22 protein-coding genes are annotated in these 23,069 nt (G+C 69.9%); 12 read left to right on the forward strand and 10 right to left on the reverse strand.

Going from position 1 to position 23,069, the window contains the following annotated elements:
• The first annotated feature begins 151 nt into the window (after positions 1-151).
• Complete coding sequence (locus tag AB0C82_RS24650) at positions 152-1,378, forward strand: SpoIIE family protein phosphatase (protein ID WP_362845733.1); 1,227 nt, start codon at positions 152-154, stop codon at positions 1,376-1,378.
• A 46-nt stretch (positions 1,379-1,424) separates the two neighbouring features.
• Here the strand turns inward: AB0C82_RS24650 and AB0C82_RS24655 are convergent, their stop codons facing one another.
• Positions 1,425-2,747 (reverse strand): TerD family protein, encoded by a 1,323-nt coding sequence (locus AB0C82_RS24655; RefSeq protein ID WP_362845735.1) that lies wholly within the window; start codon positions 2,745-2,747, stop codon positions 1,425-1,427.
• A gap of 271 nt (positions 2,748-3,018) precedes the next feature.
• On the reverse strand, positions 3,019-6,873 hold the full coding sequence (locus AB0C82_RS24660) for a CHAT domain-containing protein (RefSeq protein WP_362845737.1): 3,855 nt from the start codon (positions 6,871-6,873) through the stop codon (positions 3,019-3,021).
• A gap of 85 nt (positions 6,874-6,958) precedes the next feature.
• Here AB0C82_RS24660 and AB0C82_RS24665 point away from each other — a divergent pair, with 85 nt between their 5' ends.
• Together AB0C82_RS24665 and AB0C82_RS24670 are read left to right on the forward strand one after the other, a co-directional pair.
• Complete coding sequence (locus AB0C82_RS24665) at positions 6,959-7,351, forward strand: hypothetical protein (RefSeq protein ID WP_362845739.1); 393 nt, start codon at positions 6,959-6,961, stop codon at positions 7,349-7,351.
• Positions 7,352-7,373: 22 nt separating this feature from the next.
• On the forward strand, positions 7,374-8,300 hold the full coding sequence (locus AB0C82_RS24670; protein WP_362845741.1) for a hypothetical protein: 927 nt from the start codon (positions 7,374-7,376) through the stop codon (positions 8,298-8,300).
• A gap of 61 nt (positions 8,301-8,361) precedes the next feature.
• Here AB0C82_RS24670 and AB0C82_RS24675 read toward each other — a convergent pair whose 3' ends face one another.
• On the reverse strand, positions 8,362-8,748 hold the full coding sequence (locus tag AB0C82_RS24675) for a hypothetical protein (RefSeq protein ID WP_362845743.1): 387 nt from the start codon (positions 8,746-8,748) through the stop codon (positions 8,362-8,364).
• A 636-nt stretch (positions 8,749-9,384) separates the two neighbouring features.
• On the opposite strand from AB0C82_RS24675, the gene AB0C82_RS24680 reads away from it, so the two are divergent.
• From AB0C82_RS24680 to AB0C82_RS24690, 3 genes are all read left to right on the forward strand, one after another.
• The gene (locus tag AB0C82_RS24680) at positions 9,385-9,762 is read left to right on the forward strand and encodes a VOC family protein (protein WP_362845745.1); all 378 of its coding nucleotides are present in this window, start codon (positions 9,385-9,387) and stop codon (positions 9,760-9,762) included.
• 98 nt (positions 9,763-9,860) lie between these two features.
• Entirely contained in the window at positions 9,861-10,454 is a 594-nt protein-coding gene (locus AB0C82_RS24685; RefSeq protein WP_362845747.1) for an alpha/beta fold hydrolase, read from the forward strand.
• Positions 10,455-10,983: 529 nt separating this feature from the next.
• Positions 10,984-11,208 carry a hypothetical protein gene (locus tag AB0C82_RS24690; RefSeq protein WP_362845749.1) on the forward strand — a complete coding sequence of 75 codons (225 nt, stop codon included), beginning with the start codon at positions 10,984-10,986 and terminating at the stop codon, positions 11,206-11,208.
• Positions 11,209-11,519: 311 nt separating this feature from the next.
• Here AB0C82_RS24690 and AB0C82_RS24695 read toward each other — a convergent pair whose 3' ends face one another.
• The 3 genes from AB0C82_RS24695 to AB0C82_RS24705 all read right to left on the reverse strand — a co-directional run bounded on the left by AB0C82_RS24695 (position 11,520) and on the right by AB0C82_RS24705 (position 13,440).
• Positions 11,520-12,065, reverse strand: coding sequence for a Clp protease N-terminal domain-containing protein (locus AB0C82_RS24695; protein ID WP_362845751.1), 546 nt, complete (start codon positions 12,063-12,065; stop codon positions 11,520-11,522).
• Position 12,066: 1 nt separating this feature from the next.
• Positions 12,067-12,309 carry a hypothetical protein gene (locus tag AB0C82_RS24700; RefSeq protein WP_362845753.1) on the reverse strand — a complete coding sequence of 81 codons (243 nt, stop codon included), beginning with the start codon at positions 12,307-12,309 and terminating at the stop codon, positions 12,067-12,069.
• A 207-nt stretch (positions 12,310-12,516) separates the two neighbouring features.
• Positions 12,517-13,440: a LysR family transcriptional regulator gene (locus AB0C82_RS24705; protein WP_362845755.1), complete on the reverse strand. Its 924-nt coding sequence runs from the start codon at positions 13,438-13,440 to the stop codon at positions 12,517-12,519.
• A gap of 167 nt (positions 13,441-13,607) precedes the next feature.
• On the opposite strand from AB0C82_RS24705, the gene AB0C82_RS24710 reads away from it, so the two are divergent.
• The 3 genes from AB0C82_RS24710 to AB0C82_RS24720 all read left to right on the forward strand — a co-directional run bounded on the left by AB0C82_RS24710 (position 13,608) and on the right by AB0C82_RS24720 (position 16,619).
• A complete protein-coding gene (locus tag AB0C82_RS24710; protein WP_362845961.1) occupies positions 13,608-15,032 on the forward strand; it encodes an MFS transporter in 1,425 nt (474 codons plus the stop codon).
• Positions 15,033-15,051: 19 nt separating this feature from the next.
• Entirely contained in the window at positions 15,052-15,594 is a 543-nt protein-coding gene (locus AB0C82_RS24715; RefSeq protein WP_362845757.1) for a pyridoxamine 5'-phosphate oxidase family protein, read from the forward strand.
• A gap of 530 nt (positions 15,595-16,124) precedes the next feature.
• On the forward strand, positions 16,125-16,619 hold the full coding sequence (locus AB0C82_RS24720; protein WP_362845759.1) for a lamin tail domain-containing protein: 495 nt from the start codon (positions 16,125-16,127) through the stop codon (positions 16,617-16,619).
• 371 nt (positions 16,620-16,990) lie between these two features.
• Here AB0C82_RS24720 and AB0C82_RS24725 read toward each other — a convergent pair whose 3' ends face one another.
• The gene (locus AB0C82_RS24725) at positions 16,991-17,362 is read right to left on the reverse strand and encodes a MerR family transcriptional regulator (protein WP_362845761.1); all 372 of its coding nucleotides are present in this window, start codon (positions 17,360-17,362) and stop codon (positions 16,991-16,993) included.
• A gap of 926 nt (positions 17,363-18,288) precedes the next feature.
• Between AB0C82_RS24725 and AB0C82_RS24730 the strand changes: the two genes are divergently transcribed.
• Entirely contained in the window at positions 18,289-18,870 is a 582-nt protein-coding gene (locus AB0C82_RS24730; protein WP_362845763.1) for a hypothetical protein, read from the forward strand.
• 87 nt (positions 18,871-18,957) lie between these two features.
• On the opposite strand, the gene AB0C82_RS24735 is transcribed toward AB0C82_RS24730, so the two are convergent.
• Together AB0C82_RS24735 and AB0C82_RS24740 are read right to left on the reverse strand one after the other, a co-directional pair.
• A complete protein-coding gene (locus tag AB0C82_RS24735; RefSeq protein WP_362845963.1) occupies positions 18,958-20,214 on the reverse strand; it encodes a SpoIIE family protein phosphatase in 1,257 nt (418 codons plus the stop codon).
• Positions 20,214-21,014 carry an alpha/beta hydrolase gene (locus AB0C82_RS24740; protein ID WP_362845765.1) on the reverse strand — a complete coding sequence of 267 codons (801 nt, stop codon included), beginning with the start codon at positions 21,012-21,014 and terminating at the stop codon, positions 20,214-20,216. Before AB0C82_RS24740 ends, AB0C82_RS24735 begins: the two co-directional genes overlap by 1 nt.
• A 511-nt stretch (positions 21,015-21,525) precedes the next feature.
• Between AB0C82_RS24740 and AB0C82_RS24745 the strand changes: the two genes are divergently transcribed.
• On the forward strand, positions 21,526-21,783 hold the full coding sequence (locus AB0C82_RS24745) for a WhiB family transcriptional regulator (protein ID WP_362845767.1): 258 nt from the start codon (positions 21,526-21,528) through the stop codon (positions 21,781-21,783).
• A gap of 130 nt (positions 21,784-21,913) precedes the next feature.
• On the forward strand, positions 21,914-22,342 hold the full coding sequence (locus tag AB0C82_RS24750) for an ATP-binding protein (RefSeq protein ID WP_362845769.1): 429 nt from the start codon (positions 21,914-21,916) through the stop codon (positions 22,340-22,342).
• A 129-nt stretch (positions 22,343-22,471) separates the two neighbouring features.
• On the opposite strand, the gene AB0C82_RS24755 is transcribed toward AB0C82_RS24750, so the two are convergent.
• Positions 22,472-23,056 carry a GAF domain-containing protein gene (locus AB0C82_RS24755; protein WP_362845771.1) on the reverse strand — a complete coding sequence of 195 codons (585 nt, stop codon included), beginning with the start codon at positions 23,054-23,056 and terminating at the stop codon, positions 22,472-22,474.
• Between the last annotated feature and the right edge of the window lie 13 nt (positions 23,057-23,069).

A 23,069-nucleotide genomic window follows, 5' to 3' on the forward strand; every position in this document is an offset into this window, starting at 1 on the left:
GCCTCGCACCGGGCCGCGCGGTGCCCACTCGCACTCGCCGGACGGGGAGGGGCCGAACGGTCCACGTCACGCGGTTCCGAGCTGCCCCGCTCCTGCGGCCGTGTCACCATGGGCGCACACATGACCGGAGCAATGTGGCGCGGGCAGGTGAATGGTGAACGGACCCTTCATCGACTACCAGGCCGTCTTCCATGCCCTGCCCGGCGCCGTCGCGCTGCTGACACCCGACCTCGTCTTCGCGGACGTCAACGAAGCGTTCCTGTCGATATCGGGGCGCACTCGCGAGCAAGTCGTCGGGCATTACCTGTTCGACGTCTTCCCCGACAATCCCAACGACCCGGCGGCGACCGGCGTGCGCAATCTGCATGCCTCTCTGCGGCGGGTCGTAACCACCGGGGAGCGCGACAGCATGGCGCTCCAGCGCTACGACGTGGAGGACTCCTCCCGGCCCGGGGTGTGGCAGAAGAGGTACTGGAGCCCGGTGAACGCTCCGGTCCTCGCCGCGGACGGCACGCTGGCGCTGCTGCTGCACCGGGTCGAGGAGGTCACCGAACTCATCCACGCCCGCGACGAGAGCGACCGCCCGCAGGTGCTCGAAGCCGAGCTCTATGCACGCGCCCGGGAACTGCAGGAGGTGAACGAACGCCTGCGGCGGGCCCACGCCCGCGAGCGAGAGGTGGCCCTCCATCTCCAGCGGGCGATGCTTCCCGCTCCCCAGCCGCTCAGTCACCATCGTGCGGCCGTGCGCTACCAGCCCGCCATGGGAGCCCTGAACGTGTGCGGCGACTGGTACGACATCGTCGACCTGCCCCAGACGGGCCGCACCGCCGTCGCCGTGGGCGACGTCGTCGGCCACGGCCTGCGCGCGGCCGGTGTCATGGGTCAGCTGCGCAGCGCCCTTTCCGCGGCCTCCCGTGTCGCCGCCGGGCCGGCCCAGGCCCTGGAGGGCCTTGGCCTGTACGCGCGCTTCGTCGAGGGGGCGGAGTGCACCACGGCCGTCTCGGTCTTCATCGACTGGAGCGGCCACACCCTCACGTACAGCAGCGCCGGCCACCCCCCACCCGCCCTGATGGCTCCGGACGGATCCGTCACGTTCCTGGACCAGGCCACGGACCCCCCGCTCGGCGCCCGCCCGGAACACACGTCACGTCCCCAGGCACAGGCCGTGTTCACCGAGGGGTCCGTCCTCGTCCTCTACACCGACGGCCTCGTCGAGCGCCGCCGCGAGGACATCGACACCGGCCTCGAACGTCTCGCCCACTCCCTCAGCCGCAATCGCGACGCCGCCCCCGACGCCCTTGCCGACGCCCTGCTGAGCGACCTCGTCCAGCCCGCGGGGATCACCGACGACACGGCCTTGATCGTCCTGCGCATGTGACGAGCGGACAACCGAGTCGGTCATTCAAGCCGGTCGGTCGAGCGGGTCAGTCCTTCCCTGCCGACTGCCAGCTCAGCCCCCACCCGTACGCGATGTCCACAGCCTGCTGCTTGAAGACGCCCGGGGGCAGCAGCAGGTACTTGGCCTCCCGCCGGACGATCAGCTCCCCGCCCACGTTCTCGATCAGGGCGATCGCGGCGACCGGCGAGGGAACGGTGCACTCGTCCAGGAGCATCTCGATCGGCGGACCTGTCGGCGGATACAGGGTGGCGACACCGTTCAGACCGGCGAAGCTGGACGCCCCTGCGTAGATGACGACGAACACCAGGATCCGCTTGATCTCGGCCGCATGATCAAGATTGATCATGAGGTTCTCGCCGTCCTCGCTCGCCCCGGTACGGTCGTCCTGGTCCAGTCGGATGTACGGCGGCTGGTCGAACGAGCCGAACTGGTTGTTGATGGGGTGGACGATCCCCGTCGCTCCGTTCCGCAGTTCCCACAGACACGACAGGTCGAGGTCGACGTCCTCCAGCCGGACCGCGTCCTTCCCCTTCTTCATCCAGCCGCGCGGCGGCTTGTTGGCGCTCCACGAGAGGTTGACCCGCATACCTCCTGAGGTGGCTCCCTGCTTGGTCAGCGACACCGCGGGCGCTGCCTTCGTCAGCGTGATCTTCGACAGCCGCACCGGCTGGGCGGGAACAGGCGCCGGAGCCCGATGTGCGGCGCGCTGCGGGGGAAGCGGCGCAGGCGGAGAGGGCTGCGGCGCAGGAGCGCGCGGCGGAGGGACGGTTGGCGGAGAAGGCTGCCGCACGGGGTCCGCCCGCCTCACCGGCGGGGGCGCGGCCGGCTCGTCGACGGTGATGCCGAAATCGGTGGCGAGGCCTGCCAGCCCGGAGTCGTATCCCTGGCCCACCGCCCGGAACTTCCACGCACCGTTTCGCCGATAGAGCTCCCCGAGCACGAACGCCGTCTCCGTCGTGGCACCCGTGGCGTCGAACCGCGCCGTCTCGGCGCCGCTCGCCGCGTCCAGTACACGCACGAAGAGGCCGGACACCTGACCGAAGGTGCCGTCGGTGGAAGCCGCGACCACCACGGTCGCGATCTCCTGCTCCACCGCGGACAGCACCACCCCGATCGTCTCGACAGCGCCCGAGCCGTCCTGGCGCCGGCCCTCGTGACGCACGGCGCCACTGCCGTGCACAGGCTGGTTGTAGAACACGAAGTCGTCGTCCGAGCGCACCTTGCCGGCCGCCGTCAGCAACAGGGCCGACACGTCGACATCAGGGGTTCCGGGGCCTCCCCGCCACCCCATCTCCACCCGGACGCCGGTACTTTCCACCGGTACGTTGGCGCCCTTCTGCAATGACATGTGGGTCCCCCTTCCGCGACCTTCCCGACCCCCGCAGCGTACGAGGTCCCGGCATCTTCGCGTCCCGAAAAGCAGGGATTGACGCAGGGAAGACCGCGCGGAGCCGCCTGGTCCAACTCTCTCTGACACGAAGCCAGTTGGCGCCTCGTGCCGGAGCGGCTACGGGCCCGTCCCACGCTCCGGCGGCGACCGGTCCCCGAACTCGGTGGACAGTTGCTTCCGGGGTGCCGTAGCTGTCGTCGTGCGCCCGCCAGGGGGTACGGGACAGCCCTTAGGGACCCGCGTGCACCTGACAGGCCCAGAGGCTGGGGGTGAGGGGATACGTGTCGCGCAGCGCGCGCACGGTGGAGTGCAGGGCCTCCGCTGTCCGGGCGACGTCGAGAGTGCCGTCGCCCGTGCTCAGCGCCTCGTACACGCCCTGGGCGACCACTGCTCCGATGGTGTCGTCGACGTGCCACAGCGAGCCGACGACATGGGGGAAGCCGGCGATCTGGAGGGCGCTGACGATGTGGACGGCCTCGTCGGCGAGTTCGGGGCTGGTTCGCAGGGTGTCGCAGGCGGACAGGTAGGCGAGCCGGGCCGAGGGCAGCCGGAGGCGGGCCAGGTCGCGGACGGTCAGCGGGCGTTCGGTGTGATCGTGCAGGACGAGCCGGCTGCCGGAGGGGCGCTCGAGGTCACCCAGCGCGTGGCACGCGAAGTGCGCGTAGGCATGGTGGGGCAGGGCGGTGACGACCGCGGAGTGAGTGGCGGAGGTGTCCGCCAGCACCGCGGCGTCGGGCAACAGGCGGGCCAGGTGGTCCGCCTCGCGGCGCACGCCGGACAACCGGGCCTGTCCGGCGGCCTGTGCGACGCTGACGACGAGCATCCCGGTGCCCGCCGGGCGGGCGACCCGCTGCCGGGCGTGGTGCAGGGCCCGCAGGGTCGGGGTGTAGGAGGCGACCACCCGGTCCAGCGCACCGGACGCACCGTCGGCTGGGGCCGCCGCGTGCAGGGGCAGTGTGCCCAGCGCACCGCCGGGTGACCACCACATGCGCGGCAGAGGCCCGGCGGGTGCGGCCGGGATTCCCAGGTGGTCGACGACAGGGCCGGTGACCGCCTGCCACAGCCAGGCGAGCGATTTCCGGACGGCCCGCTGGGCGTGCTGCGACTGCTTGCCGGAGGTTCCGGGTGTCTCGATCCGGACCAGCGCGTCCTCGAAGACCTGCCGGCGCGCCGCCGTGGTCCGGGGGTCCAGGCCGGGGAGCGGTACGGCATCGATGGAACGCCCGGTGACGACCAGGGCGTCGCTGCCGTACGGGGAGACGTTCACGAGGACCACGGGTCCGGCCGCGGCCGTAGCCATCAGCTCGCGTTCATCCCATTCCCGCACCGGACGCAGCAAACCGAGTTCAGGGTGTTCGGCGCGTATCCGTGCCGTCAGGTCACGCCATTGCGTGGCCAGTTGCTGGCGCCGGTCCGCGTCGGCACGGGACACGTGCGAGGCACGTTCGCCGCCGGACGCCTCGCTCAGTCCGGCCCGGGTGTCGGTCGCCGTGTCGAGGGCCTCGCGTAGTTCCTCGAAGCGGTCGGCGAGGTCCGGGGCGGTCTCCCGGAGCCGGACCAGATCGCTGTCGGCGTCGAAGGCGTGGGAGAGAAGTACACCCCTGGCCTGTTCGAGGAGGCCCACGGCCAGCGCGGGCCGGCCGCAGCGCACCGCGCAGGCCGCCGCGGTGGCGCCCAGTCCGACGGTCCGGCTCAGCAGGATCTCCTGGTCGTCGCGGACGATGTGGCGGGGCGCGACGAGGTGCAGCAGGTCGACCGCCGTCACGTAGCCGTCAAGGGCGCGGTCCCAGACGCCGAGCTCCGCCCAGACGTCGCCCCAGGAGCGTGCGGCGTCCAGCCGCTCGGAGGGCGGGCACTGCTGCTCCAGAGCCGCCGCCCTGAACACGTCGGCAGCCTCGGCCGCCCCGGTGCGGCGGTGACGGCCGGTGGCCCGGGCCCGTAAAGCGTTGCCGAGGTTCGTCAGACGCAGGGTGCGCCTCGCATGGCCGGGAGGGGTGACATCGACGGCTCGGCGGAACAGCGCCACCGCCTCGTCCCTGACCGCCGATGAAAGCACGGCGCGCAGGCTCGACAGACGCGCGCCGGCCGCCACCTCAAGGGCACTGGGCAGGTCGGGCGAGTCCGAGGGCAGCGCCGCGATCACCGCGTCGGCCAGATCGCGGGCCTCCCGCGTATCACCAGGCCGTTTCGCCGTCCCCCAGCGGGTCATCAGGGCCATGGCGAGGTTGTGACGCCGGCGCGGCAGCAGGGGGTCGCCCGCCGGGGTGAGGGCGAGCGCCTCCCGGAAAAGCCGGACCGCCTCGTCGAGCTGGGCCGCCGGGTCGGCCGCTCGCCCGAGGCCGGTCATCAGGCTGAGCGCCGTCGAGCCGAGCAGCGTCGCGTGGTGCGCACGGCCGAGACCGGGCAGTTCCGCGGCCCGGCGCCGGCACTCCTGGGCCTGCCGCAGATCCTCGCCGTCCGCGATGAGCTGATGGCGCAGGCCCAGAGCCATACCGAGGTTGAGCAGCCGTACGCCGAGAATCTCGTTCCCTTCGGGGGTCAGCGCCACCGCTTCCCGACAAGCGTGGACGGCCTCGTTGATGTCCTTCGGCGCTCCGATGCTCTGGTAGCGCCTGCTCAGGACCATGCCGAGGTCGCTGAGCGCGATGGGACGCTCCGGATGTCCCTGCGGCAGGAGTGTGACGGCCGTCCGCAGAAGGCGCAGGGCCTCGGACAGGTCCGCACCGTTACCCCGCGGGTCCAGTCCGTAGCGGGAGTGCAGGGCCATCGCCGGGGCGAGCAGGCGCGTCGCCGTGCGCGTCGTCATCTCCCCGGTCGCGGTGACGACGGCGGACAGATGGGTGATCGCCGCGTCGAGATCGGCCGGATCACCGGTCAGCGTGTAGCGGGCGCGCAGCGCGTTGCCCAAGGCACTGCGGACCAGGAGGATCTGCTCCTGGTCACGGGATGCGCGCAGGGCCTGGGTCAGCACGTCGACCGCCTCGTGCAGATCCTGCTCCCGGCCGATGCGTTGGCACCGCAGGACGAGCGCGAGGCCCAGGTTGCGCCCTGCCGCCGCCGGCCCCTTGGGGTCGTCGGGAGCGGCCCGGCGGAACAGGTCCACGACCTCGTCGTGTTCCTCGGGTGTGCCGCCCTCCCGTTGGCGAAGGGCCATCAGCGCACTTCCCAGGGTGCTGAGGCAATGCGCGAGATGCGGGCTGTGCTCGGGCAGTTGGGCCAGTGCGTCGCGGGCCATGGCGACCGCTTCGCGCAGGTCATCCGGATCGTACGACTCCCGGTAGCGGTCCAGGAACTGGATGCTCAGGTTGCTGAGCGCGAGCAGCCGGTCGGTGGAGCCGGCGGGCATACGCCTGAGCGTGCGGTACGTGAGAGAGAGCGCCGCGTCGATACCTCCGTCGGCGCCGGTCGCCTCCCTGCGAGGCCCTTCCCCGCCGGGCCCTCCCCTGGCTGTCCCTTCCCTGCCGGGGAGGGACAGCGCGTGCTGCAGATCTGCGATTCTTCTCGCGTACGTGGGGTCGTGTTCCGGCGTCGCGAGGACAGCGAGGCTGCCCATGGCGATGGCGATGCCGAGCAACGCCTCACGCGTGGGGACCGTACTGCTCACTCGTACGGCCAGCTCGTACAGCCGGAGGTCGTCCTCGGAGGCACCCCGAGGCGGGCTGTGCTGTTGCCCCTCGGCCGCGATCAGGGCCGCGGCACACTCGGCGGACCACTCGTCCGCGCCGTCGGCGTCGGCCGGGTCGGGGCGGTCCGACGGGTCGGCCTGCGCATAGCCGGCCGCCAACTGCGGTGGTACGAGTCCGGGATCGGCCACCCACACCGGGAAGAGCAGCGTCCCGGCCATGGCTCCGTGAATGCTGCCCTGCAGGCCGGGGGAGGCTGCCGCGCGGGCGACGCAGAGCCAGCCGGCGACATGCCGGGCCTCCAGATCGGTTCTGGTGTCGGCGGACCGGAGCACCGCACGGAGTTCGGTATCCGCCTCGGGGGAGAACACCGTGTCCCCGGCCACGCTCCCGTCCGCGTCGATGGCCCGCGCCACGCGCGCACGGATCGCCCGCACCGCCCGATCCCGTTCGTCCCCCACCTTGTCCGCCCCTTCTCCTGTCCCGCGACGGTCGGGTACCGCCTACCCGCCTCGGACCGTGCCGCCCGTGCGGCACAATCGGACCATGACCGTATCGCCCGGCCTCCCCGAACTCAGTTACAGGACAGCCGCGTTGTGCCGACTGCTCGGAAGGCCCGCCGGCACACATCCACCTGAGGTACGGGCGGCTGCCGAGCGCGCGAAGGAGCTGCTGCGGTCGGGGGCGGGCGCTGACGAGCTCTCGGCCTCCTACGACGACCTGGACCACGCCTTGCGCAGGGCCGGGGTGGCGGGCGGACTGACCATCGAACCCCGTCACGTATCGGTCCCCGGCGTCGCGAAGCACACCAAGCTGGCCCTCTGCCCCGGGCCCGTACGCTGCAGCAGGACAGAGAGCGTGCGCTTCCGGCTTCCGCCCAAACACTGCGCCGTCAACGACGCACGGATGCACAAGGCCCGGCTGGACCCCGAGCAGTGAGAGCCTCCGGCAGCGCGACCCCATGAACCCACTTCTCGCCACCCTGGGCGGCAAGCTCACCGAACGCTGGCTGAACCTGCTGGTGCTGCCCGGCGCGCTCTTCCTCGCTGCCACAGCCGTCGGCACGACACTGGGCCACCGTCACTGGCACGATGTCGACCGCCTGCGCAGCACCTTGGACGAACTGGCCGCTCGCCCCGCCCTGGACCGCACCGGCACGGCCGCGCTCCTGGTGGCGCTCGTGCTGCTCGCCGCCGCCGCGGCCTCGCTCGCCGTCCAGTTCCTCGGCGGCTGGATCGAGCAGTACTGGCTGCGGTTCGGCAGGGACCCGCTCTCGCGTGCCCTCACCGCACGGCGCAGGCGCCGGTGGAAGGAACGGGACGCGGAGGTCGAGGACGCCATGGCGCGTGTCACGCCGACCGGGGTCGTTGCAAACGGCTCGGTGACCGTCCCGAGAAGCACGTGGACACGGATCCAAACCCTCACCGAAGCGCGCCTGCGCATCGCGTTGCGCGAACCGGTCCGCCCCACGTGGTACGGCGACCGTATGCAGGCGACCGCCGACCGCGTCGACGCCGCGTACGGTGTGGACCTCGCCGCCCTGTGGCCGCGTCTCTGGCTGATTCTGCCCGATCCCGCTGTACAGCAGGTCCGGTCCGCCCGCGACTCCTTCGGCGCCGCGGCCCGCCTCGCTGCCTGGTCCGTGGGCTATGCGCTGCTCGCCTTCTGGTGGTGGCCTGCCGCACTGGCCGCCGCCGGCTGCGCTGCGGTGTCCCGTGCACGCGCCCGCAGCGCCTTGGACGCGCTCGCGGAACTCGTCGAGGCGGCCGTCGACGTACACGGCCGGGAACTGGCCACCCGCGTCGGTCTGCTCGCTCCGGATTCGACGGGACTGCTGGACCATGACACGGGAGACGGCATGTCGGAGGTGTTCAGGAAGGCCGACTGACGCTCGCGCCGGGGTTGAGCGGTCGGTCGGACGGGTCTTCGCCGCCGGTGGTGGTGTTCGTTCAGAGAGCGATGACGGCCCACAGGCGACGGCCGTCGGGGCCGGTGTCCGTCCCGCAGCCGGTCACGGCCCGGTGCGCGGTGATGCGGCGCAGGACGTCGTCGCCGTCGCCGTCGTGGTCCGCGGGCAGCGCGGTCCTGTGGGACAGGGCGACGATGCACGCCTGCCCGTCCTGGTCGGACAGGTGCAGGCTGACGCGCGTGCCGCCGTCGGCGACCGCCGTATCGACCATCATCGTGGTCACCGCCTCGATCGTCGCACCCACCGTAGGAGCCGGCTGGTGGTCCCACTTGGCCAGCTGCTCCAGCACCGCCGTACGGGCCTTCCCTGCCGCCCATGGGGCGGATTCCAGCTTCCAGTTCATCCCGCGCCGGTTGGCCATCGTCACGCCGGTCCGCCCGGGCCGGACGATCGCGGTCTTCGCCGGCGTCGGCGGCGTGGTGTTCGGCCGCGGGGGCGATTCAGGCTTTCTCGGAGGCGGCGGCGTCCTGGGCGGGTAGTCCGGGGGCTTGCGCGCTTCCGGTGACATGTCGCCCCCCGAGAGATGCTGGACGGGATGAGGCCGTGGGCCGCCCTCAGCACAGGCTAGGCGCAATCACGCCGGTACGGGCGGGATTCGGCGGGTACGACCCGGACGGTGGACACCGGCTGACGCTCGTCCGTCCAGAGCGATCTCGGAGTTCTGATCCGAGCGTGCACACGTCGTGTCCCTGAGTGCGAGGGCCTTCGAAACGAGCAGGGTGCCGACTAGCCTCAGCGTTCTCGTAGTGGAGGCAGAGAGGATCGGCCGATCCCGTCGGTCGGCGAACGGCCCCGGGCGGCACCGGTCATGGGGGCCATAAAACGAAGCTCCGCCATCTTGAAGTGGCTGGTCAGCGAGGTGGCGTGACCTCGTTTCGGGGTACTCGTGCTGGTTGTGGGTGGCAGTCTGTGTGGTCGATCGTCCGGCGAGGTGGTTTCGCCGATGAGTTCACCGTCCGCGAACGGTCTAACCAGCGACACGACCGTTCTCGACAGGAGTGCCATGTCCACCATCCAGCCCGTGATCCTGACTGCCAACCGGGACGTTCTGTTCGGCTTTTATACGAAATTGTTCGGCGCTGAGGAGATCTTCCGGGTGCCGGAGGAAGGCGCCGCCTTCTACCTCGGCCTGCGCATCGGCGACACCGACCTCGGGCTGGTGACCAAGGCGGACCCGAGGGCCGGGGCGGCGTCGCGGATCCTGCTCAGCATCTGTGTCGACGACGTCGACGAGACGCTCGCTCGGGTGGAGTCGCTCGGCGGCTCGGTCAGCGGAAGCCCCAACGACATGCCGTGGGGACAGCGCGTCGCCCACATTAAGGACCCCGACGGCAACCCGGTGAACCTCACTCAGCCGATCCCGGCCCGGGGCACGTGTTGATCGTGGGCTACCTGCGGTAGAGGGCAATTGCCGGTAGTGACCTCGATGTTCGTCCGCATGAGCAGATCAACGCCACCGGCCGCACCCCGGTGGTCTTCGTGCATGGCCTGTGGCTGCTGCCCAGCAGCTGGGAACGGTGGACCGGCGTGTTCGAAGAGGCCGGATTCGCACCCCTGACGCCTGGCCGGCCCGACGATCCCGAAACAGTCGCCGAGGCCCATGCCCACCCTGAGGCGTTCGCGGGCAAGAGCGTCGGCCAGGTCGCCGACCACTCCGCCGGACTGATCGGCAAGCTGGACCGTAGGCCCGTCGTCGTCGGCCACTCCTTCGGTGGCCTCATCACCCAGATGATGGCGGGCAGGGGCCTCGCCGCGGCGACCGTGGCGATCGATCCGGCGCCGTTCCGCGGGGTGCTTCCCCTGCCGGTCTCCTCCCTGCGCGCCGCTCGGCCGGCACTCGGCAATCCGGCCAACTTCCACCGGGCCGTCCCTCTGACCTACGAACAGTTCCGATACTCCTTCGCCAACGCGGTCGAGGAGGAGGAGGAGGAGGAGGAGGAGGCCAGGGAGCTGTACGAGACGTACGCGGTGCCGGCCCCCGGGGAGCCTCTCTTCCAGGCGGCCGCCGCGAACATCAACCCCTGGACGGAGGTGAAGGTCGACACACTCCATGCCGGGCGCGCCCGCTTCTGATCATCTCGGGAGAGAAGGACAACACCGTCCCCTGGGCCATCGTCAGCGCCTCGTACAAGAGGCAGGCGCGCAACCGGTCCGCCGTCACCGAGATCACGGAAATGCCGGGTCGCGGCCACGCGCTGACGATCGACGGCGGATGGCGAGAGGTGGCCGACACCGCCCTTGCCTTCGTAAGGCGCTGCGCCACCTGAACGGACGCACTGCAGGCGCCCTTCGAGAGAGAAGCAACGGGGCCTCTCGCAGCGGCGTTCCTGCTGCCGGCCCGCTCACGACCAGGCAGCCGCTCCGCGTGCCATTCGACAGCACGGCCGTAGGTGGCGCGCTTCCTCGGAAGAGGCCGAGCAGAGGATCGCGCGAGCAGCTTCCGGGGTCTGCCCGGCGACGACCGTGACGCCGGGCAGACGCCGGGCAGACGCCGGCGGCCGGTCCGTACCGCCTTCGCACGGCGATCATCACGCCTCGCCCGTGCCCTCCGCACGTCGACCAACCGGATGCGCCTGCCGGTCCCCCGGGCCACCCTGGAACCATGGCAACACCACCCATCGTCATTCACGCCCCGACACCGTCCGGCGGCAGGATCGTGACCGTCCACTCCAAGGGCCGGGACGAACGGCTCGGCATCGCTCACAGCGACCACGACGTGATCGTCTTTCTCGCTGACGCAGGGCTGGCGGACCCGGAGCGACTGCTCGACAACCCGGCGGTCGTCATCTGGCAGGGCGCGGAAGCGCACGTGTACGAACCCACATGAGCACCGGGGCAGGCCGTCCCGCTGACCCGCGGGCGGTGGCTCGTGCGACAGCGGCGTCACGAAGGCGGCGAGGTCTTCACGCTCTCTGCCGAGCAGAGGCGCCGCGCTCAGCCCTCCGGCCGACCCGTGGTCGAACCGCATCCCGCGCGTCCGCCCGGACGCCGGCTCACCCGGCTTCGACGACCCCGGTCAGGGTGGCCCCGAACGCGACGTACGCACCGCGATGACCGTTCGAGGTCCCGGGTACGACAGCACCCCCCGATGGCTGCCCTCCTGAGCTGTGCGCAGAAGCCGCAGCGCGTGGCGTGAGGCTAGGAGTCGTCCCTCGCCACGCGGGCCAGCACCGCCTCGCGCAGGCCGCCGAGGTCCACACCCAGGGCCGCCAGAACGTCGAGGCCGCGGCCCTCTCCCGCGGCCAGCATGCCGAGAAGGATGTGTTCGGTGCCGAACTTCTCGTGGCCCAGTTCGCGCGCCTCGCTCAGGGTGAGTTCCAGCGCCTTCTTGGCATCCGTGGTGTAGGCGGGCCTCGGATACTGGAAGGCCCCGGGGCCGAAGGTGTTGTCGGCCCGGCGCCGGATCTCCTCGACATCGATGCCGATGGAGGACAGGGCGTCCTTGGCGGGCTGTCCGCCCGTGGCCGTGATTCCGTCGGCCTCGACAATGCGTACGGTCTCGGCCCTGGCCCGCGTGAGTTCCACGCCCTGCTCGCGCAACACGCCCGCGGCGGTGCTCCGGTCGGTGCCGATCAGGCCGAGCAGCACGTGTTCCGTGCCGATGAAGTCGTGTCCGAGGGCGATCGCCTCGTCCTGGGACAGGGTCACGGCCTGCCTCGCGCGGTCGGTGAAGAATTCAAACACGCTACTTCTCCTTGCCTTCGGATCTGCGCCTGCTCGCATGCTTCTCATGCACGGACTGTCGGCTGACGTTCAGCGACGTGGCGATGCTCTGCCACGACCAATCCTGGTCGCGAGCGCTGTCGACGTGTACGCGCTCGAGTTCTTCCAGGAGACGGCGGAGGGCGACAACTGCCTGCAGTCCCACCGATGGATCCTTGTCGGTGACCTTTCCGGCCAGTTCGGCCGGTGTGCCTTCAACTCCCATGCCTGTCAGGTTGCCCTGACAGGCATCGACTGTCAAGGAACCCTGACATGACAGCTGGCCCTGACCGGCTCGGGCGTTGGTGATGACGCCCGTTCGTACACGGCAAGAGCGTCAGCCCTCCCCGCGACAACACTCCTGGGCGTGACCGGCACCGGCCGGGCAGCTCGTCGAACCTCCCGCCCGAGGCCCACACGCCCGGGTGGCCGATCAGTTGGGTACCGCTCTCCTGGGATCGGCCGGAGCCATGTCCCGTGCGATCTCCCGCGCTGTGCTGCTGAAGAGTTCGATCGTCCGGTTGCCTCCGCCGGACCGCCACATGAGGCCGTAGCCGAGGGGCTCGCCCCCCTCCACCGGGACGTATGAGATGCCGGGACGGCCGTGGTACAGGGCTATGTGCGCTCCCGCCAGCAGCGCTCCCCTGCCACCGGCGACGAGTGTCAGCGCTTCCTGGAAGTTGGTGACGGACGGCCCTTGCCCGATCGGTCTGCCACTGGGCGTGTGCGTGGGCAGTTGATGCTCCAGCCAGTACTCCGGAATGTCTCCCTCGATGGTCAGCAACCGCACCTGGGTCAGGTCCTCAAGGGTCACCGCGTTCCGTCCGGCAAGGGGGTGGCCCGCCGCGACGGCCAGCACCCTGTCCTCGACGAGGAGCGTGGGGCTGCGGGTCAGATCGTCCTCGCGCACGGGGAAGTCCGTCAGCTGGAGGTCGAAATCGCCCTTTCGCAGCATCCCGTACGGGTCGGAGAGCGGCACCTCGCACACCTCGACGGCGAGTTCGGGATGGGTGGTGTGCAGCCTCTCGATCGTCCTCATCACCATCTCTCCGGCCAAGGGCGTGGAGAAGCCGACGTGCAGCACTCCTTCGATGCCGCGCGCCGACGCGACGGCACGCGCCAGGGCGCTCTCGATGCCGCGGTAGTGGGGTTCGAGGTCGTCACGGAGGCGGCTGCCCAGACCGGTGAGGACCACGCTGCGGCTCGTCCGCCGGAACAGCGGCGCTCCGACGCGGCGCTCCAGCTTCTGGATGAGCTGACTCACCCGGGCGCGGGAGAGGTGCAGGCGGGTCGCGGTCCGGCCGAAGTGCAGTTCATCGGCGAGTACGAGAAAGCATTCGAGCTCGTGCTGGTCCATGTACGTCTCCGCGTCGCGTGGTCCTGGATCGGTAAGCCTGGCTGACCGAACGTTGCGACCATCGCTGTTGTTCCCGGCCGGGGCCTGGCGAAAGCTTGAGGCATCACCAACACCCGACGCTCCGGAAGGAGTTCCTCGTCATGAGTGCCTTGAGTACGTCGAACGGGATGAGCGCGAGCAAGTGGGGCATCCTGCTCGTGCTGTGCGGCGCGATCTTCCTCGAAGGTATCGATGTCGCCATGCTCAATGTGGCGCTGCCTGCAATCCGTTCCGACCTCGGACTGTCCACCGGTGACCTGCAGTGGGTCATGAGTGCCTACGTCCTCGGATACGGCGGCTTCATGCTCCTGGGCGGACGGGCGGCCGACCTGTTCGGACGCCGTCAGATGTTCCTGTTCTGGCTCACCGTCTTCATGCTGTTCTCCGGTCTCGGCGGATTCGCCACCGAGGGGTGGATGCTGATCGTGGCGCGGTTCGTCACGGGCGTCGCCGCCGCTTTCATGACCCCGGCGGGGCTTTCCATCATCACCACGGGCTTCGCCGAGGGCCCGGAGCGGAACAAGGCCCTGCTCATCTACTCCGGCACCGCCGCAGGAGGCTTCACGGTCGGTCTGGTCGCCGGCGGGCTGCTCACCGCCGTGGGTTGGCGGTGGGTCTTCTTCGCTCCGGTCGCACTCTCCTTCCTCATCCTTGTCGCGGCCCTCGCGTTCGTCCCCAAGTCGGCACGCCCGGACAGATCCGGTAAGCGCGCCGACGCCGCGGGCGCGCTCACCGTCACCGCCGCCCTCGTGCTGATCGTGCTGGGTGTCGAGCGTGCCGCCCACGCCGGCATCGGTGCCGGCGCCGGACCGTTGCTGGCCGGGCTGGCGTTCCTCGCGGCCTTCCTCGTCATCGAGCGGCGCTCCGCCGAGCCCTTGGTACGCCTGGACATCTTCCGCAGCGGCTCGCTGGTGCGGGCGAACCTCTCGGCGATGCTGTTCGCCGCCGGGTTCTTCGGCTTCCAGTTCCTGGTCGTGCTGTACCTCCAGGAACTGCGCGACTGGTCGGCGCTGCAGACGAGTTTCGCGATGCTGGTCATCGGGGTCGACGCGATTCTCTCGCCGACCCTCACCCCACGGCTGGTCGACCGCTTCGGGACCGCCAAGGTGATCTTCGCCGGGCTCCTGCTCGCGGTGCTCTCGTACGGGCTGTTCCTCCCGCTGGGCGCGGACTGGAGCTACGCGGCGATGTTCCCGAGCCTGTTGATCCTCGGCCTGGCGTTCTCCCTGGCGTACGGCCCGCTCACCATCGTGGCCACGGAAGGGATCGCGGAGGAGGAGCAGGGGCTCGCGGGCGGTCTTCTCTACACCGCCTTCCAGTTCGGCGCCGCCCTCGGGCTCTCCGCGGCCACCGCCGTCAGCGTGGCCGCCACGCACGCGGAGACACCGGCCGCACTGCTGGACGGCTACCGGGCCGGCCTGCTCGTCCCGTTCGTGACCGCTGTCGCCGCCACTGCCGTCAGCGCCTTCGGCCTGCGCGCCCGGCGGGGCCGCGAACTGCCCGCGGCGACGGGCGCTGCCGGTGAACGCGTCGACGCCCCCATCCCCCGCTGATCCTCGGAAGGACAGGCTCATGGCCGACACCGTCAGTGAGTTCTCGGAGATCCAGGACTCCTTCCTCTCCTACATCCGCGACATCAAGTACGCGACCATGGTCACTGTCGACCGCCGGCACCGCCCGCGCGCCCGTGTGCTGCTGCCCGTATGGGAGATCGTCGACGGCGAGCCGGTCGGCTGGCTCGCCTCGTACCGGACCCCGGTCAAGAGCGCGCACCTCGTGGACAATCCGCACACGACGTACGCGTACTGGAATCCCCGTCAGAACGCGGTCTTCGTGGACAGTGTCTCCACCTGGGCCGATGACGAGAAGGTCAAGCGTCATGTGTGGGACCTGTACAAGCGGGGCGGGCCGCCGGGTGTGGGTTACGACCCTGTCCACCACTGGCCCGGCGGTCCCGACGATCCCGGATACCACGTGCTGCGGATCGATCCCTGGCGCATACAGCTCGTCCGCGGTTCCGATCTGCGCAGCACGCTGTGGCGGAAGCAGGGTCCGGCGCCGGCGGCCACCCCCTACGGCGCCTTGAGCGACTGTTCCCAGGCGGCCGACCACTGAAGGCCTGTGCGAAGAGGAGAAGGACGGATGCCCCCGCTCAGGCGAGGGGCATCCGCCTTCTCATCCGTATCCCTCCCCGCGTGGTGCCCCCGGGGCGGGCTTCGTTGCCCTGGTCCGCCCGGTCGCCGCAGGGGCCCAATCCTTTTTTCGGGCGCCGCTGCGGCTTCCGCGCACGCGTGCGAAGAAAAGCGCAGAACGGTTGTTACCAAGATCCGCCCCCGTCGGCACGGTGGCGCATCGGGTGGCGCGGGGGGTGGCGCACCGACGAGGACAACCGCTTTCCGTTGAGACTTCAACGGGTGGATGTAGCCGTCAGTAAATGTCAGGGTCACGCCTGAATGTTCACCGATGTGTTGTACATGTGCAGGTTGCGTAAATGTCCGCATTTGGTAACGCGGAGTCAGGCGTCCCCACGGGCCGCCGCCGGCGGTCCAAAGTTTGGGTCCTCGGCACCGACAGGGGCCGGGACCCGCACAGCACCCCGGCCTCGGTCTGGCTGGTGGCGCACACGTTTTGAGAGGACATCACCTATGTCAACTTCTTCCGCCCGCCGTCTGGCCGCTACCGTTCTCGCGGCCGGTGCGATCGTTTCCGCCGCCGCCCTGCCGGCCATGGCCCAGGACGGCGACAGGGACCGGCACCAGCGTCGCTCGGGAGTCGAGATCAGCGCCGTCCAGGCTGACAGCCCCGGCCCTGAGAGCCGCTCCAACCGGTCGCTGAACCGCGAGTGGATCGAGATCACCAACAACCACCGCCGCGCGGTGAACCTGGACGGCTGGACCCTGCGCGACAGGGACGGTAACCGTTACCGCTTCGACAACGTCCGCCTCGCGGGCCGCGCCACGGTCCGGATTCACACCGGCCACGGCCGCGACACCCGCAGCGACCTCTTCCAGGACCGCCGCGACTACATGTGGGACAACCACTCCGACACCGCGACCCTGCGCAACGAGCACCGCAGCGTCGTCGACACCGAGTCCTGGGGCCGCCACCACAACCACAACCACAACCACAACCACCGCTGATCACACCGCCCGCACCTGACCACGGGCACTGATCATCACGGGGCGGCACGCCGACGGCGAGCCGCCCCTCCCTGCCTCTCGCGCGCCCGTCAGCGTTTCTCCGCGCCGCCTGGGCGTTGGCTGGACAGGTGTCTGCCCGTAGAGTGAGCGCGGTCCTCGTGACAGCCGACAGCCCCACACAGTTCAGGTCTGTGTGGGGCTGTCGGCATGAGCAGTTCCAGGGGGAGCACCCAAGGGCGGGCTCATGGCGGTAGAGCGGGTCCGTCAGCGACATGGACCCGGGTACGGGACTCTGCGCACGCCTGCTGTTCGGCGGCGGAATCGAAAAGGCTCGTGACCTACCCAGCGGGCGCCGACACTTCGGGCTCAGGTCAGCGGGGTTCCTGAGCGCCGAGCAGGTTACGACGGGCCGAGGGCGTCGGAGCAGATCCTTCGGCGGCCTGGTGGTGTCGGGCGTTGATGCGTTGCGCTTCTTCGAGCTGGTCTTCGAGGATGACGATGCGACAGGCGGCCTCGATGGGGGTGCCTTGGTCGACCAGCTCTCGGGCGCGGGCGGCAATGCGCAGTTGATAGCGGGAGTAGCGGCGGTGTCCGCCCGCTGAACGCAGCGGGGTGATGAGGCGGGCGTCGCCGATGGCGCGGAGGAAACCGTGGGTGGTGCCGAGCATCTCGGCGGCGCGGCCCATGGTGTAGGCGGGGTAGTCGTCGTCGTCGAGACGGCCGAGAGTGTCGTCCGCTGTCACTAGCACCTCTCTGTGGAACACGCTGGAGGGGCCCTGGTGCCGAATCGCACCAGGGCCCCGAAGGAACTGCTACACCATCTGCCGGCCCTGAAACTGCGCCGGCCCTCTGTTTCCGCTGACCCGACAGGAACGCCGTCGGGGATGCGGGGATCGCGGTTGCTTGACCGGAGACCACCTCACTATCGATGTCCTGCGGTACCCGGGCTCAAGGCTTCCGCCCGGGCGATCCTGATGGCGCCTCGCTCCTCCGTTCTTCCCTCTGGGATCAACTTCGTACCTGCTTCGGCAGCCAGCCCCGTCGCCCGTCCTGCATCCATCTGGCTTGGAACCCCACCACCGAACTTCCCGGCGCGCGCGCCCGCAGCCGACGCCTTCACCGAGGTGCTGCTCACATACTTCGCTGCTGGGTACCGCGAACTTCACTTACGGATACTGCGGTCCTGCTCACGGCGGCCCCTGATCACTGCGGGCCACCCGGTCCGGTCGCCAGTCCCGTCGCCGTCCTGCAACAACCCTGGCTTCGAAACTCCGCCACCGCACCGTCCTGCCAACTGCACCTTCGGGTACTGCTGCCCGGCAGTTCGTCTCTGCCAGGGCCCTGCTGTCTTCCTGCGTTACGAGAGAAACCATAGCCAGCCCACCATTCAATGTCTACTCCAGCCGACATAGATTTTCGCGTGTTCGACGCCAAGCTAATCGACCTCGAACAGCCCCACCGCGAACCGGGGCCGGACACAGGCGGGGGCACAAGCACCGCGCAGCCAAGCGGGCCTGACGACGCAGAGGCCCGGACGCCGGCGTGGACGCGATGGTGTGGCCACCCCGTCCTCTGCTGCGGTGCAGTCGATACGGTGTCCCTCCACGGCTGGAGCACGGACTGCTGTCCTGGGTCTGGGATGTCGGTGCCACTCGCTATCGTCCGTGCCATGGCCTCCAGTGATCACCTGCTCGCCCTGATCGAGAACACTCCGGACCTCCGTGAGTTGCTCCGGTCACCGTTCGGCTTCGACATCGGGCGGAAGCGGTACGGGGACGGCTTGAGGCTCGCCTCGGGTGCGCCTCTGGAGCCGATCGCCGGGGAGAGCGCCGGTGGGGCGTACTTCCTGTGCGCCGGGAAGGCCGGCCGGCGGCCGGTGGTGTTCGCGAGTTCCGAAGGGGAGGGCGGGCTGATCGCCGATGACCTGGCGGACGCGCTCGAGATCGTCATCGGGCTCGCCTGGCAGGACTGCCTCACGTTCTCCGGACGAGGCGACGTGGAGGTCATGCAGGTCTCCGCCCAGCACCTGGAACGGTCTCTGACCAGGGGTAATCCGGAGCTCGCTGAAGAACGTGCCACGGCGGCAGCAGCCCTGTCGCTCCGTGTCGTGCCCGTCGCCGACCTCGTCGTCCGACTGCACACAGCCGCCTCAAGGACCGAGCCCGACTACGTGGTCACCACCGACGACGGGGATGCCTACGACCCACCGTTCGGCGACCTTTCGGAGCCTCGCCACGGGGGCTGGCGCTGAGCCGACCGCCGAGCGCCCTCCCAGCGCCCGAAATACCCGAGCAGGCCGGGGAGGCCGCATGGGCCGCGGCCTTGGTTGGCCCTTAGCTCACTGCCCGTTGTCCCGTCGGGGCACGCCCATCGCCAGGAGCGCGGCGTCATCGTCGAGTCCCTCGCCGAACGAGTCCAGGAGCGCGTTCAGAGCCTCGACGGCACCGGGAGCCGAGGTGGGCGCGAGGGCCCGCGCCATGTCCAGGAGTGCCTCGTCGCCGTAGCGTGCCCCTCCGTTCGGGGTACGTGCCTCGGTGAGACCGTCCGTGTAGAGCAGCAACGTGTCACCGGGTCTCAGATGCACGGTGACGGTGGTGAACTGCGCGTCCTCGACGACCCCGACCAGTTGACCGCCGGGTGTGGGCAGGTAGTCGGCGCTGCCGTCGGCCCGTAGCAGCACGGCAGGGGGGTGACCGCCACCTGCCAGTACGACGTGGAATCCCACGTCGTACTCCTCCGGTGTCAGCAGCCCGAAGACCACGGTGCAAAAGCGCGGCTCGTCGTCGTGGAACTCGTGGTTGAGCGCGGAGTTGAGGTTGGCCAGGACCGTGGCCGGTACCGGATCGGAGACCGCCGCAGCCCGCAGGGTGTACCGCGCCAGCGACGTCACCACGGCCGCGTCCGCGCCCTTCCCCCGCACGTCACCCATGAAGAAGCCCCAGCGTCCGGCGGCCAGCGGGAACAGGTCGTAGAAGTCCCCGCCCACCTCGTCGGAGGAGGCGAAGTGGAAGTGCGCGGCGACATCGAGGCCCGGAACCGGTACGAGAGCCGGCGGGATCAGGGTGCGCTGCAGGGTCGTGGCAAGGCGCTGGAGGCGGGCACGTTCGTGCTCGGCCTCCTGCCTGGCCCGCAGAAGTTCACGCTCGTACGTACGCCTGTCGCGGGCGTCCAGAAGGGTGGTGCGGATCAGCAGCGGGTCGCCGCCACCGTCCTGCTTGACCGTGGAGGTGACCAGGACGGGCAGCCGGCTGCCGTTCGCCGCCTTGAGCTCAAGGGCGACGCCGCTGACTTCGCCCTGCATCCGCAGCAGCGGGGAGAAGTGGGTCTCGTGGTACAGCCTGCCGCCGATGGTCAGCAGGTCGGAGAAGTACTTTCGCCCGACCAGTTCCTCGCGCCGGTATCCGAGCCACTTCAGCAGGGTTCCGTTGACCTTGGCGATCCGCCCGTCCATCAGCGTGGAGACGTATCCGCACGGCGCGTTCTCGTACAGGTCCTCCGCGCTGTCCTCCAGCAGGGCGGAAAAACAGAGCTGTTCCTGGTCCCGGTCCCCCGCTGCCCACGACCCGCTGTACTCGTCGCCGCCCTGGTCCGCCATCATGTCCCCTGCAGGAAAGCGATGATCGCCTCGGCCGTCTCCTCGGGTGCGCTCAGCTGGGGGCAGTGGCCCGTCGAGTCAAGAGTGACCAGTTCGCTGCCGGGGATCTGTGCGTGGACGAAGGCCCCGACCTCGCGCGGGGCGATCGTGTCGCGCGCACTCTCGGCGACGAGCGTCGGAACGGTCACCTTGGCAAGATCGGCTCGGTTGTCCGACAGAAAGGTGACTCTCGCGAACACCCGGGCGATCTCCGGATCCGTCCGGCAGAAGCTGTTGGTCAGCTCCTCGGTCAGCTCGGGACGATCGGGCGTTCCCATGATGACCGGTGCCATGGTCGCGGACCAGCCCAGGTAATTGCTGTCCAGCGATTCCAGCAGCTCCCCGATGTCCTGTTCACTGAACCCTCCCCGGTAGTCACCGTCGTCGATGTACGACGGTGAAGGGGTGAGCAGGATCAGTCTGTCGAAGAGCCCGGGCTCCTGCGCGGCGGCAAGCACGCCGATCATGGAACTGACCGAATGCCCGACGAAGGTCACAGGTCCGAGGCCGAGATCCTGGCAGATCTCGATCACGTCCCGCACATAGCCGTCCAGGGTGGAGTACCGCTCGGCACTCCAGGCGGACACATCGGACCGCCCCGCTCCCACATGATCGAAGCGGACCACCCGGAAATGTTTCTCCAGCTCCGGCGCGACAAGGCGCCACAGGTTCTGGTCGCACCCGAACCCGTGGGCGAGCATCACCACCGGGCCGTGCTCCCGGCCCGTGACCGACACCCGGTTCCTCTTCCGAACGTCCATGCAAATCATCCTGCCACTCCCGGCACCTGACGGCCCGCCCTGCCGGGAGGGGGCCTTCGACCCGCGTGGATCGCGCTGAGTGACCGCTGCGGACGGAGGGACATCTCAGGCGAGGGGGAGACTGCTGCATTCGGGGCGGTCCGGGGCGCCGGTCCCGGTTTCCGGTCACGGCACCGCCGCGCGCCACGAGAAGTCTCCGCCGTCAGGTCCGATCCGTCGACGTGGGCAGATCCGCACTCGATGTCGGGGAGCAGGGTGCCTTGGCGGGCACGCACGGGGCACCAGCAACAGCGCGAGGCCGACAGACTGTGCTCCGGCGATCGGGGCCGGGGGCCGCCGGTGGTCGACCGGGTGAGGTGCGAGGTGAACGTCCGCCCGCGCGTACGCGTAACGCCTCCCAGGAGCGTCGTCCCGGAGCGGGCCCGCTCTCCGTGGAGCCGGCGACGTTTCAACTCCCGACGACCGGTGAGCCGAGTAGAAGCGAGTTCTACCTCACACCACTGGAGGACTGATGGACAACTGGCGTGCATCCGCAGCCTGTCGGAACACCGACCCCGACCTGTTCTTCCCGGTGGGGACCGGTGCGCCCGCCCTGATCCAGACCGAGGAGGCGAAGGAACTCTGTCAACGCTGCCCCGTGCGCGAGGCGTGCCTCGCGTGGGCCATGGACGACTCCCGTCAGGTGACGGGAGTCTGGGGCGGCCTGGACGAGGACGAACGGCGCGCTCTCAAGCGGCGGTTGCGCCGTCGGGCCAGCGAGGTGACATGAGCTCGACCCGGCGACGGTCCGGTACGGCCTGCCCAGGCACGGAACGCACGGCCTCGCACAGGTGTCAGAGCGGCGACAGCGGTAAGACGAATGGGGAACGAACACACCGAAACCGGGAGAAAGGGGAACCATGAAACAGCAGTCGGGCGAGACATGGTTCCGAACGTCGGCACAACCGCGTCCACATGCGTGCCGCAGGAACGACCGGCGCGTACGCACGTGCACCCAGGCCCGTGACTTCGCCAGACAGCGCCTGGCCGAGATCCGGCCCGCCGACGAGAACCGGACCGACGATCTCCTGCTCGTCGTGTCGGAGCTGGCCACGAACGCCCAGAGGCACGCCGGCGGCATCATCGACTTCCGCCTCGACGTCGCACGCGACAGCGCGACGGTGTCCGTGACGGACGCCAGCAGTGACGTGCCGTCATGCCGGCGCAACGAGGAGCTGACCCCCGGCGGCTTCGGCTGGCCCATAGTGCTGCGGCTGTCCCGTGAGGTGACCGTCTCCGTCCACCCGGGCGGCAAGACGATCCTCGCCGTCGTGTCCCTGGCGGCGTGACCGGCCGTCGTACCCGGGCAGCAACGGCACTCGGCCCCCCGCACACGGATGTGCGTCCGGCGCCCGCGCGTACCGGAGCAGAACCGCGGCCGGTCGCGGGCGGCCGAGCGGTCACGGTGGGTGTGCGGCTCACTCTTCGAGGAGGCGACGGGCTTCCGAGAGGAGGCGCAGCAGTTCGGTGCGCGAAGGGTCGTCGGTGGTGTCCTGGGCCTCCGGACGTCGTGCGTGGGTGGTGAGGACGTTCAGGGCCACGGCGGCCTGGCGGGCGAAGAGGCACAGCAGGTCGAGCTCCGTCAGACTGGACCGCGCCTGCGGGGACGGGTCGAGCACTTCGAGGACTCCGAGGACCCGGTCCCCGTGGACGAGCGGGGCTGCCATCAGCGCGTTCGGGACATAGCCGGTGGACTGGGCGATGTCCCGGTCGAAGGAAGTGCTGTCGTGCAGGTCGTCGACCACCATCGGCTCCCCCGAAGCGGCGACCCACCCCGCGATCCCCCGGCCGGCCGGGAACCGTCTGCCCACCAGGAATTCCTGTCCCTGTCCGGAGACCGCTTCGAAGACGAGTTCCTCCGCCGCGGCCTCCAGGAGCAGGATGGAGCTCGCCTGGGCGCCGAAGATGGCGCGCGCGGTGTCCACGACCGACTGCAGCAGCTCGACCATGGCCGGATCCGGCCGGGGTGCTGCGGACACGGCGGGGACGATCGTCTGAGCCATGAGGGGTTCCCTT

The organism is Streptomyces sp. NPDC048560 (genome assembly GCF_040650955.1).
In the GTDB taxonomy this organism is placed as follows: domain Bacteria; phylum Actinomycetota; class Actinomycetes; order Streptomycetales; family Streptomycetaceae; genus Streptomyces.

What these genes read in the sequence shown, in the direction of transcription:
- AB0C82_RS24650 (WP_362845733.1), top strand. Translation starts at nt 152, where the DNA reads ATGGTGAACGGACCCTTCATCGACTACCAGGCCGTCTTCCATGCCCTG.
- AB0C82_RS24655 (WP_362845735.1), bottom strand. Translation starts at nt 2,747, where the DNA reads ATGTCATTGCAGAAGGGCGCCAACGTACCGGTGGAAAGTACCGGCGTC.
- AB0C82_RS24665 (WP_362845739.1), top strand. Translation starts at nt 6,959, where the DNA reads ATGACCGTATCGCCCGGCCTCCCCGAACTCAGTTACAGGACAGCCGCG.
- AB0C82_RS24670 (WP_362845741.1), top strand. Translation starts at nt 7,374, where the DNA reads ATGAACCCACTTCTCGCCACCCTGGGCGGCAAGCTCACCGAACGCTGG.
- AB0C82_RS24680 (WP_362845745.1), top strand. Translation starts at nt 9,385, where the DNA reads ATGTCCACCATCCAGCCCGTGATCCTGACTGCCAACCGGGACGTTCTG.
- AB0C82_RS24690 (WP_362845749.1), top strand. Translation starts at nt 10,984, where the DNA reads ATGGCAACACCACCCATCGTCATTCACGCCCCGACACCGTCCGGCGGC.
- AB0C82_RS24700 (WP_362845753.1), bottom strand. Translation starts at nt 12,309, where the DNA reads ATGGGAGTTGAAGGCACACCGGCCGAACTGGCCGGAAAGGTCACCGAC.
- AB0C82_RS24705 (WP_362845755.1), bottom strand. Translation starts at nt 13,440, where the DNA reads ATGGACCAGCACGAGCTCGAATGCTTTCTCGTACTCGCCGATGAACTG.
- AB0C82_RS24710 (WP_362845961.1), top strand. Translation starts at nt 13,608, where the DNA reads ATGAGCGCGAGCAAGTGGGGCATCCTGCTCGTGCTGTGCGGCGCGATC.
- AB0C82_RS24715 (WP_362845757.1), top strand. Translation starts at nt 15,052, where the DNA reads ATGGCCGACACCGTCAGTGAGTTCTCGGAGATCCAGGACTCCTTCCTC.
- AB0C82_RS24720 (WP_362845759.1), top strand. Translation starts at nt 16,125, where the DNA reads ATGTCAACTTCTTCCGCCCGCCGTCTGGCCGCTACCGTTCTCGCGGCC.
- AB0C82_RS24730 (WP_362845763.1), top strand. Translation starts at nt 18,289, where the DNA reads ATGGCCTCCAGTGATCACCTGCTCGCCCTGATCGAGAACACTCCGGAC.
- AB0C82_RS24735 (WP_362845963.1), bottom strand. Translation starts at nt 20,214, where the DNA reads ATGGCGGACCAGGGCGGCGACGAGTACAGCGGGTCGTGGGCAGCGGGG.
- AB0C82_RS24740 (WP_362845765.1), bottom strand. Translation starts at nt 21,014, where the DNA reads ATGGACGTTCGGAAGAGGAACCGGGTGTCGGTCACGGGCCGGGAGCAC.
- AB0C82_RS24745 (WP_362845767.1), top strand. Translation starts at nt 21,526, where the DNA reads ATGGACAACTGGCGTGCATCCGCAGCCTGTCGGAACACCGACCCCGAC.
- AB0C82_RS24750 (WP_362845769.1), top strand. Translation starts at nt 21,914, where the DNA reads ATGAAACAGCAGTCGGGCGAGACATGGTTCCGAACGTCGGCACAACCG.
- AB0C82_RS24755 (WP_362845771.1), bottom strand. Translation starts at nt 23,056, where the DNA reads ATGGCTCAGACGATCGTCCCCGCCGTGTCCGCAGCACCCCGGCCGGAT.